Here is an 8,960-nt window from a genome sequence, read left to right as displayed (position 1 = left end):
CATTTAAACATTTTTAATTGTTATTTATAAACATCACTTTTACTTTTGTTCCATAAATAATAAAAAATTATGTGTGGAATTGTATGTTTATTTGACGCCAAGCAAAAAACCGAAGTATTAAGACCTCAGGTATTGGAAATGTCAAAAAAAATCCGTCACAGAGGACCGGATTGGAGTGGAGTTTTCCAGGATGAGAAAGTCATTTTTTCTCATGAAAGACTTGCCATTGTAGATCCAACTTCCGGGAAACAACCTTTATTTACGAAAGACGGAAAAGTAGTATTAGCCGTAAACGGTGAAATCTACAACCATAGAGAATTAAAAGAAGAATTTCCTGATTATGAGTTTCAGACTCAGTCGGACTGTGAGGTAATCCTTGCACTGTACAGAAAATACGGAAAAGATTTCGTAGAGAAACTCAACGGAATTTTTGCCTTCGCTTTATATGATACTGAAAATGATGTTTATCTTATTGCCCGCGATCATATGGGAATCTGCCCGCTTTATCAGGGTTGGGACAAAAACGGAAACTATTATGTCGCTTCAGAATTAAAAGCTCTTGAAGGGGTATGTAAAAAAATAGAAACATTCCTGCCCGGTCATTTCGTTTACAGCAAAGATGGCGCTGAGCTTCAGCAATGGTACACAAGAAACTGGGACAGCTTTGATCATGTAAAAGACAATGAAACGGATATTTCAAAACTGAGAAAAGGTCTAGAAGATGCAGTTCACAGACAACTGATGAGTGATGTTCCATATGGAGTACTTCTATCAGGAGGTTTAGATTCATCTGTTATTTCCGCTATCACTGCAAAATTTGCCCGCCAGAGAATTGAAAGCGGCGATACACAGGAAGCGTGGTATCCGAGACTTCACAGTTTCGCCGTAGGATTGGTTGGTTCTCCCGATCTGGCAGCAGCTCAGAAAGCTGCGGAACACATCGGATCTGTACACCATGAGGTTAACTTTACCGTGCAGGAAGGACTGGACGCTGTACGTGACGTTATTTACCACCTTGAAACCTATGATGTCACCACCATCAGAGCATCCACCCCAATGTACCTTTTAGCAAGAGTGATCAAATCCATGGGGATTAAAATGGTTCTTTCAGGAGAAGGTTCTGATGAATTGTTCGGAGGTTATTTATACTTCCACAAAGCTCCTGATGCAAAAGAATTCCACGATGAAACGGTAAGAAAACTGGGCAAACTTCACCTTTATGATTGTTTAAGAGCCAACAAAGCGTTGATGAGCTGGGGAATTGAAGGAAGAGTACCATTCCTTGATAAAGAATTTATGGATATTGCGATGACGCTTAACCCTAAAGATAAAATGATCAATACCGCTGAAGGAAAAATTGAAAAATGGGTATTGAGAAAAGCTTTCGAGGACCTGCTTCCTGATTCTATTGCCTGGAGACAGAAAGAACAGTTCTCGGATGGTGTAGGATATTCATGGATAGACACTTTAAAAGAGGTCGCAGAAAAAGAAGTAACGGATGAAATGATGGCGAATGCAAGATTCAGATTCCCGCTAAACACTCCTCAGAACAAAGAAGAATACCGGTACAGAACGATTTTTGAAGAACATTTCCCAAGTGAAACCGCTGCAGCTACTGTTCCATCGGTTCCATCGGTGGCATGCTCCACTCCTATTGCTTTGGAATGGGATGAAGCATTCAAAAAAATGAACGATCCAAGCGGAAGAGCAGTGAAAGTACATGAAACGTCATATTAGAAAGGGATATTGATGAATAGTTAATCGTCAATTCGCTTCGCTTCGCTTGTCAATGTATTGCGGGATTCGGGTTACGGGATTACAGGCTTATTATTTACTTGCGAAGCAAAATTCACTAATGACATGTATATTTTTTTCATTCAAACCTATAACTCTCTCTGTTATAATTTATCAATCCTGTAGCAATACAGGATTTTTTCTTGAATTAACAATAACAATATGGCATAATTTAACTCACAATCCAAAATAATATCTAATAAATAATTATATTTGGAAAACGAAAATATCAATTATAAAAAAATGAGAAGAAACCTTACTGTTTTATTTGCCTTATTAGCGATTAGTTTTGCTTTTGGACAAGGGAAATACGGCAAATATCTGAATTCAAAGAAGCTTGCTTTGGCTTACAAGAGTGTGAAAGACCAGGATAAGGACGACTACTATCAACAATTCTACTGGCTGGTAAAAGCAGAGCAACTGAAAACTTATCCTCACCTTAAAGATATAAAACCTGTCGTTTTATATGAATTTGTAAAATATGTAAACCCTCAGAATCCGACCAAAAAACTGGATGCAAGAGGCAAAGAACTGAGAGCAACTGCAGAATTATCATTAAATCAATATTTTAAAAATAAAAAATTTGAAAACAATTCTGTATTAATGTATAATCTGGAAACGTACGTAGATCCTTCAAAAGGGCAATATTATACTAAGGTTGATCCGGAAAAAATCAAAGAGCTTGTACCAAAGGAATTATTTGCTTTCAACTCGTTCAACAGAAATATAGGAGAAGAAAAAACCTATTATCTTTGGATTGACAAGAAAAAAGATGATCTTAATATTGTAGATATCATTCCTAGCGAAAAAGAAGACAAAGCTTTTTATACCAGATTAAGACAATATCTTCCAAGCTATAAATTCTCAAAATATGTTCCTACTGTAAAAAAAGGGAACAAGTCTGACAAAACGGATATCGAATATTATTATATCATGCCTTTTGAACAGAATACCGATAACATCGAATACAAAACAAAGGATTTCAAAACTTTCACTTTAAGCCAGTACAGAAAAGCCGGTGATGAATGGAAAGGAGTAGAAAAACCTAGAAAATAAATCAAAAAGTCCTGTGAAATTTCACAGGACTTTTTTAATTTTATATGGATTTCTTTATCTAAGAATCAAAACGCTTAGAGTAAGCGGTTCTTCAAATCAAATAAGTCTGGGAATTTTTTATAACCCAGCCGGTACAAAATGACAGAAGCAAATACACAACAGACCTCCGTAAAAAAAATACTTCCCTTAATTCTGGCCACTGCTATTTTCATGCAAATGCTGGATTCCACGATTCTGAATACTTCCCTGCCTGCAATTGCAAAAGATCTGAATGAGTCTCCCCTCAATATGCAGAACGCTATCATCAGTTATGTCCTAACGCTTGCTGTTTTTATGCCGGCCAGCGGATTTCTTGCAGACCGGTTCGGGACCAAAAAAGTATTTATATTTTCTTTGGTGCTGTTCAGTCTGGGCTCGTTATTTTGTTCTTTGTCTCAAAACCTTACCCATCTTGTTATTTCAAGGGTCGTTCAGGGAGTTGGAGGAAGCCTGATGACTCCTGTCGGAAAACTGGCCCTCATCAAAACATTTGATAAAAACGAACTGCTCAAAGCCATGAACTTTGCTATTATTCCCGCTCTCATCGGGCCTGTATTGGGGCCATTGGTCGGAGGTTATATGGTAGATTATCTTTCATGGCACTGGATATTCCTGATCAATATTCCGATTGGGGTGCTGGGAATTCTTTTAGGATTAAAATTCATGCCCAATTATAAATCTGATGATGTAGATTTTGATTTAAAAGGGTTCCTGATTTTTGCAGCAGCCTCTCTCCTGCTTTCTGTTTCACTGGAACTTTTCGGAGACATTCAGAATATTACACCGGTCTTATTGGTATTTATCATGGGATTTTTGTTCCTGTACTATTATTATAAACATGCAAAAAGAGGCGGAAATCCAATTTTCCCATTAAATCTGTTTCAGGTAAGAACTTTCCGTGTGGGTATTGTGGGCAATCTGGCGACCAGATTGGGAATCAGCTCCGTTCCGTTATTACTTCCGCTAATGATTCAGATTGCCTATAAACAATCTGCGGTAACTTCCGGCTGGATCATTGCTCCTATGGCTTTAACAGCTATATTCGGAAAATCTTCTGTTATAAAAATTTTAGATAAATATGGCTATCGGCAGACCTTAATGGTGAATACCTTCATCATCGGAACATTAATATGCCTTCTCGCCATTCCAAACATTCACACTTCCTTATATTGGTTTATTCCCATCATCGCGGTGTTAGGTTTTTTCAACTCGATACAGTTCACTTCCATGAACACTATTTCCATTGCCGATCTCCGAAATTTTCAAACCAGCAGCGGAAACTCATTACTCTCTGTCAACCAACAGTTAGCCATCGGTTTCGGAATTGCTTTCGGACTGATTGTTTTAAAGCTGTTCGAAAATACAGATCTGATTAAAGGAGAAATCCACAATGCTTTCCGGTTAACCTTTCTCACGGTAGGAATATTAACAATTCTATCAGGATTGGTATTCAGAAGACTCCATATTTCGGATGGGAAGAATATGCAGTCTAAGGAGGATTAATCAGGAAAAAAGTAAAATTATAAAAATAATGCATCTATGGCGGATTACTAAGCAGTTCCGCCAATTTGTATTTTCTGTATTCTACCCTTCTACGAACTTAACACAGATCAATGCTTTTCGCATATATGTATGGTAATTTTGTTTACATAAATCAACAATGTGATGGCAACTAAAAAAATAGAAATCGTAGTATCTCCAAAACCTGCGCACTTTGTAGGTGATGGATTCAGGGTTCACAATTTCATTCCGGGAGTTCCTGGATTGGATATGAAAAGAATGGATCCGTTCATTATGCTGGATTATAATTCAAAATTTCATTTCAACGGATCAGACCGACCGAGAGGTGTCGGGGTGCATCCGCACAGGGGTTTTGAAACAGTAACCATAGCATATAGCGGAAAAGTAGAACACCATGACAGTGCCGGCGGCGGCGGTGTTATCGGAGAAGGTGATGTTCAGTGGATGACGGCAGCCAAAGGAGTTCTTCACAAAGAATATCATGAAACGGAGTGGGCAAAAGAAGGAGGAATTTTCCAGATGGTTCAGCTTTGGGTGAATCTCCCTGCAAAAGATAAAATGAGCTGCCCAAAATACCAGGCTATTGAAAACTCTAAAATGGAAAGAGTTGATCTCGGTGATAATGGTTTTATAGAAATAATTGCCGGAGACTATGATGGCCATAAAGGACCTGCAAGCACTTTCACTCCGGTCCATATGATGAACGCAAAGCTTAAATCAGGAGGAAAAGCGGAATTTAATTTCCCTGCTCATTTCAATACTGCGGCTTTGGTGATTGAAGGAAGTATTATTATTAATGGAGAAGAAAGCGTTAAATCCGATCATTTTGTATTGTTTAAAAATGAAGGCGAAACATTTACCATCGAAGCAAAGGATGATACTGTTGTTTTAATCATCAGCGGTGAACCTATCAATGAACCCATTTACCCTCACGGACCTTTTGTGATGAATTCCAGGGAAGAAATCATGCAGGCTTTCGAGGATTTTAATACCGGAAAATTCGGATATCTGGAAGATTAAAAGAATTAAATTTATCTTAATCTTTGATTATTCCTTTTTTATTAACTTTATATAATGGCAAACCTTATAGGTTTTAAAACCTATAAGGTTTAATTGTCTTAACACGCAATTTCCTGCATTTATAGGAAATGTAGCACCCTTAGTACAAATATTATGAAACCAGAATTTGAAAATATACCTCTTGTAAAAGCTGAAAAAAGATTTGAAATAGAGTTCAACGGACATTATGCATTTATTGATTATCGTGAAACCATGCACCAGATTTCTTTGATACATACAGAAGCAGAACCGGAACTGGCAGGAACCGGCGCAGCAGCTGCAGTAGTAGAGAAAACATTGAATTTTATTGAGGAAAGCGGAAAAAAACTTCTTCCCTTCTGTCCTTATGTTTTCGCTTTTATTAAGAAACACCCTGAATGGAAACGTATCGTAGATGAGAGATTTGAAGGCTATGACAAACTGTAAATCTTTATCAGAACTCATCATTTATTTTAAATAACAATATCTTAAAAGTATCACATCATTATGTCAAATATTGGACTTATTATTGAAGAAAAAGCAGCAGATATCGGAAATTTCCTCGTAGGAAGACTTCTTCCTTTCCGTGAGAAAAGAGCCGTTGGACCTTTTGTTTTTATTGACCACATGGGACCTTCAGAATTAAAAGATTATCAGAATCTTGATGTTCCGCCACATCCGCATATCGGATTATCTACCTTAACTTACCTGTTGGAAGGGTCTATCTTTCACAGAGACAGCATTGGAAGTGCTATTGAAATAAAACCGGGTGCCGTTAACTGGATGACTGCCGGAAAAGGAGTGGTACATTCAGAAAGAACACCTGAATATTTAAGACACAGCGATAAAAGGCTTCACGGATTTCAGATCTGGGTAGGTCTTCCAAAGCATCTTGAGCAGTCTGAGCCTACTTTTCATCATATTGAGGCAGATGAAATTCCGGTTTGGGAAGAAGATGGTATCCAGTATAAATTAATTGCCGGTGAAGCATTCGGAAGAACATCTGCAGTTCCGGTACACAGCAAATTATTTTTCCTTGAAATTAAAACAAAAGAAGCAAGAAAAATCAGCATTGGAAAAGATCTTTATGGAGAAGCAGCCATGTATGTTCTGGATGGAACTGTAACCACCGATGGAAACTCTTATGGTTCCAAACAGCTGATGATTGCCAAAGATACCAAGCTTTGCGAATTTGAAATGAGCGAAAACGGAACGGTTTATCTTTTTGGTGGTGAGCCATTCGATGAAGAGCGTTTTATATTCTGGAATTTTGTTAACTCTGATAAAGAATTAATTGAACAGGCAAAGGTAAACTGGAATGATCAGAATCACGAAGCATTTCCTCTGGTTCCAGGTGACGAAAATGAATATGTGCCGCTTCCTAAGGCTATTTTAAACCGAAAATAATTTCAGTTCAGATTATTAACTATGAAAATATTAGCATTTGCCGGAAGTACATCTTCCACGTCTATCAACAGGGAACTGGTAAAATTTGTTCTGAAAGATTTTCAGGATGAGGAAATCAATCTGATTGACCTCAACGATTTTACGATGCCCGTATTCTCTGTAGATCTTGAAAAGAAAGGTTTTCCGGATGAAGCGCATCAGTTTTTAAAAGCGATTGAGGAATGTGATGTGATCATCTGCTCTCTTGCTGAGCACAACCGTTCTTACAGTGCAGCTTTTAAAAATGTTTTTGACTGGGCTTCAAGAATTAACGTAAAAGTATTTCAGAATAAACCCATGCTTCTGATGAGTACCTCTCCCGGAGGTTATGGAGGCGGAAATGTGATGAATACAGCAAAAACATTTTTCCCCCAGTTTGCGGCAGACATTAAGGATACTTTTTCATTGCCAAAATTCTATGAAAATTTTGATCTGGAAAGCGGTGTCATCAATCCGGATATGCTGAATGATCTGAAAGGTAAAATTCAAAACTTTAAAAATCAGATAAAGTAAATGAACAAAGGAAGACTGGAGGCGTTCAGTGATGGTGTCCTCGCTATTATTATCACCATTATGGTACTTGAACTGAAAGTACCTGAAGGAAATAGCTGGGCCAGTGTCAAACCTCTTCTTCCTAAGTTTCTGGCTTATATTTTCAGTTTTATTTATGTAGGAATCTACTGGAACAATCATCATCATTTGTTCCAGACAGTAAAGAAAGTAAATGGCAGCATTCTTTGGGCCAACCTTCATCTTCTGTTCTGGCTTTCTCTGATGCCAATTGCTACGGAATGGATCGGGACAACAAATTTTGCAAAAAATCCCGTTGCAGTCTATGGTATCGGGCTCATTATGTCGGCTATTGCCTATACTATTCTGGAACATGTCATTATCCGTTGTGAAGGAGAAGATTCAAAACTGAAAGAAGCCATCCATTCGAAATATAAGGAGTATATCTCAATTGTATTTTATGTCCTGGGAATCGCTACTTCATTTTTTTATCCTTATATTGCCATAGGTTTTTATTATATCGTGGCTCTTATATGGCTGATTCCGGACAGAAGAATCGAAAAAACATTAAAAGAAAATTGATATGGAAACACACGAATATCCTAATGGAAGCATTACTGTCATCTGGCAGCCTAAGAAATGTATCCACTCTGCCATATGTGTAAAAACACTTCCGAAAGTCTATAATCCTAAAGAAAGACCGTGGATAAAAGCAGAAAACGCAAGTCCTGAAGAACTCAAAAATCAAATAGACTTATGCCCTTCAGGTGCATTAAGTTATAAATTCAATACAGAAAAATAATGGCGGTAACGGTAAAAGCAAGTTTAGGAAAAACAAAATATTATACAGAAGTAACAGCCGGCGAAAACACAATCATTACGGATGAACCGATTGATAAAGGCGGACAGAACAAGGGTTTCAATCCGCTGGAAATTTTGGCTACGTCATTGGCAAGCTGTACCGCAGCTACATTGAGAATGTATATTGAAAGAAAAGAATGGGATGTGGAAAACATCGATGTAGAAGTAGAGCTTGAAAATTTCCCATTAACAAAAAGAGCGGTTTTCAAAAGAGAAATCAGCTTTGAAGGTGTTCTGGATGATGAGCAGCGTAAAAGGCTGCACACTATTGCAGACGCATGCCCTGTTCATAAAATATTAACCAACGACATAGAAATACTAACTAAATTCTCATAATATGATCGAAGTAAAACAAAACAACGACGAAAAACACGGAAGTTTTGAAGCTTTCATAGATGGAAGACGCGCAGGAATGATGACGTATACCTGGGCCGGAGAAGAAAGATTTATTATAGACCACACCGAGGTGGAAGAAGCTTACAACGGAAAAGGCGTAGGCAAGGAAATGCTTCTGGCAGCCGTAGATTTTGCCAGAAAAAATGATAAGAAGATTATTCCCCTCTGTCCTTTTGCTAAGGCAAGTTTCCAGAAAAGTGAGGAACTTCAGGATGTTTTAGTGAATTAGTCACTGTATTACACCCTTACGATACAACCCTTTCAGAGATTGCTCTGAAAGGTTTTTTTATGCAGTTATT

At 37.8% G+C, this 8,960-nt stretch carries 11 protein-coding genes; all 11 read left to right on the top strand.

Translation table 11 applies throughout. The features are described from left to right. Positions 1-69: 69 nt before the first annotated feature. Positions 70-1,737, top strand: coding sequence for an asparagine synthase B (gene asnB, locus LIV57_RS21655; RefSeq protein WP_227944263.1), 1,668 nt, complete (start codon positions 70-72; stop codon positions 1,735-1,737). A 270-nt stretch (positions 1,738-2,007) separates the two neighbouring features. Then, positions 2,008-2,850: a hypothetical protein gene (locus LIV57_RS21650; protein WP_227944262.1), complete on the top strand. Its 843-nt coding sequence runs from the start codon at positions 2,008-2,010 to the stop codon at positions 2,848-2,850. Positions 2,851-2,988: 138 nt separating this feature from the next. Next, positions 2,989-4,392, top strand: a complete 1,404-nt coding sequence (locus LIV57_RS21645) for an MFS transporter (protein WP_227944261.1) — start codon at positions 2,989-2,991, stop codon at positions 4,390-4,392. Between the two features lie 162 nt (positions 4,393-4,554). Then, positions 4,555-5,430 carry a pirin family protein gene (locus LIV57_RS21640; protein ID WP_227944260.1) on the top strand — a complete coding sequence of 292 codons (876 nt, stop codon included), beginning with the start codon at positions 4,555-4,557 and terminating at the stop codon, positions 5,428-5,430. A 153-nt stretch (positions 5,431-5,583) separates the two neighbouring features. Beyond that, positions 5,584-5,895: a GNAT family N-acetyltransferase gene (locus tag LIV57_RS21635; protein WP_110010867.1), complete on the top strand. Its 312-nt coding sequence runs from the start codon at positions 5,584-5,586 to the stop codon at positions 5,893-5,895. Positions 5,896-5,955: 60 nt separating this feature from the next. After that, positions 5,956-6,855, top strand: coding sequence for a pirin family protein (locus tag LIV57_RS21630; protein ID WP_202843359.1), 900 nt, complete (start codon positions 5,956-5,958; stop codon positions 6,853-6,855). A 21-nt stretch (positions 6,856-6,876) separates the two neighbouring features. Beyond that, positions 6,877-7,407 (top strand): NADPH-dependent FMN reductase, encoded by a 531-nt coding sequence (locus tag LIV57_RS21625; protein WP_202843361.1) that lies wholly within the window; start codon positions 6,877-6,879, stop codon positions 7,405-7,407. Then, entirely contained in the window at positions 7,408-7,986 is a 579-nt protein-coding gene (locus LIV57_RS21620; protein WP_062675413.1) for a TMEM175 family protein, read from the top strand. A gap of 1 nt (position 7,987) precedes the next feature. Beyond that, on the top strand, positions 7,988-8,206 hold the full coding sequence (locus LIV57_RS21615; protein WP_227944259.1) for a (4Fe-4S)-binding protein: 219 nt from the start codon (positions 7,988-7,990) through the stop codon (positions 8,204-8,206). Further along, on the top strand, positions 8,206-8,601 hold the full coding sequence (locus LIV57_RS21610) for an OsmC family protein (RefSeq protein ID WP_227944258.1): 396 nt from the start codon (positions 8,206-8,208) through the stop codon (positions 8,599-8,601). The genes LIV57_RS21615 and LIV57_RS21610 overlap by 1 nt, the downstream gene beginning before the upstream one ends. 1 nt (position 8,602) lies before the next feature. After that, positions 8,603-8,890 (top strand): GNAT family N-acetyltransferase, encoded by a 288-nt coding sequence (locus LIV57_RS21605; protein ID WP_171006298.1) that lies wholly within the window; start codon positions 8,603-8,605, stop codon positions 8,888-8,890. Positions 8,891-8,960 lie beyond the last annotated feature (70 nt).

This window comes from Chryseobacterium sp. X308 (assembly GCF_020733145.1).
GTDB lineage: Bacteria > Bacteroidota > Bacteroidia > Flavobacteriales > Weeksellaceae > Chryseobacterium > Chryseobacterium cupriresistens.
This window is presented reverse-complemented; position numbering and strand designations above follow the sequence as displayed.

What these genes read in the sequence shown, in the direction of transcription:
- LIV57_RS21620 (WP_062675413.1), top strand. Translation starts at nt 7,408, where the DNA reads ATGAACAAAGGAAGACTGGAGGCGTTCAGTGATGGTGTCCTCGCTATT.
- LIV57_RS21605 (WP_171006298.1), top strand. Translation starts at nt 8,603, where the DNA reads ATGATCGAAGTAAAACAAAACAACGACGAAAAACACGGAAGTTTTGAA.
- LIV57_RS21625 (WP_202843361.1), top strand. Translation starts at nt 6,877, where the DNA reads ATGAAAATATTAGCATTTGCCGGAAGTACATCTTCCACGTCTATCAAC.
- asnB (WP_227944263.1), top strand. Translation starts at nt 70, where the DNA reads ATGTGTGGAATTGTATGTTTATTTGACGCCAAGCAAAAAACCGAAGTA.
- LIV57_RS21630 (WP_202843359.1), top strand. Translation starts at nt 5,956, where the DNA reads ATGTCAAATATTGGACTTATTATTGAAGAAAAAGCAGCAGATATCGGA.
- LIV57_RS21640 (WP_227944260.1), top strand. Translation starts at nt 4,555, where the DNA reads ATGGCAACTAAAAAAATAGAAATCGTAGTATCTCCAAAACCTGCGCAC.
- LIV57_RS21635 (WP_110010867.1), top strand. Translation starts at nt 5,584, where the DNA reads ATGAAACCAGAATTTGAAAATATACCTCTTGTAAAAGCTGAAAAAAGA.
- LIV57_RS21615 (WP_227944259.1), top strand. Translation starts at nt 7,988, where the DNA reads ATGGAAACACACGAATATCCTAATGGAAGCATTACTGTCATCTGGCAG.
- LIV57_RS21645 (WP_227944261.1), top strand. Translation starts at nt 2,989, where the DNA reads ATGACAGAAGCAAATACACAACAGACCTCCGTAAAAAAAATACTTCCC.
- LIV57_RS21610 (WP_227944258.1), top strand. Translation starts at nt 8,206, where the DNA reads ATGGCGGTAACGGTAAAAGCAAGTTTAGGAAAAACAAAATATTATACA.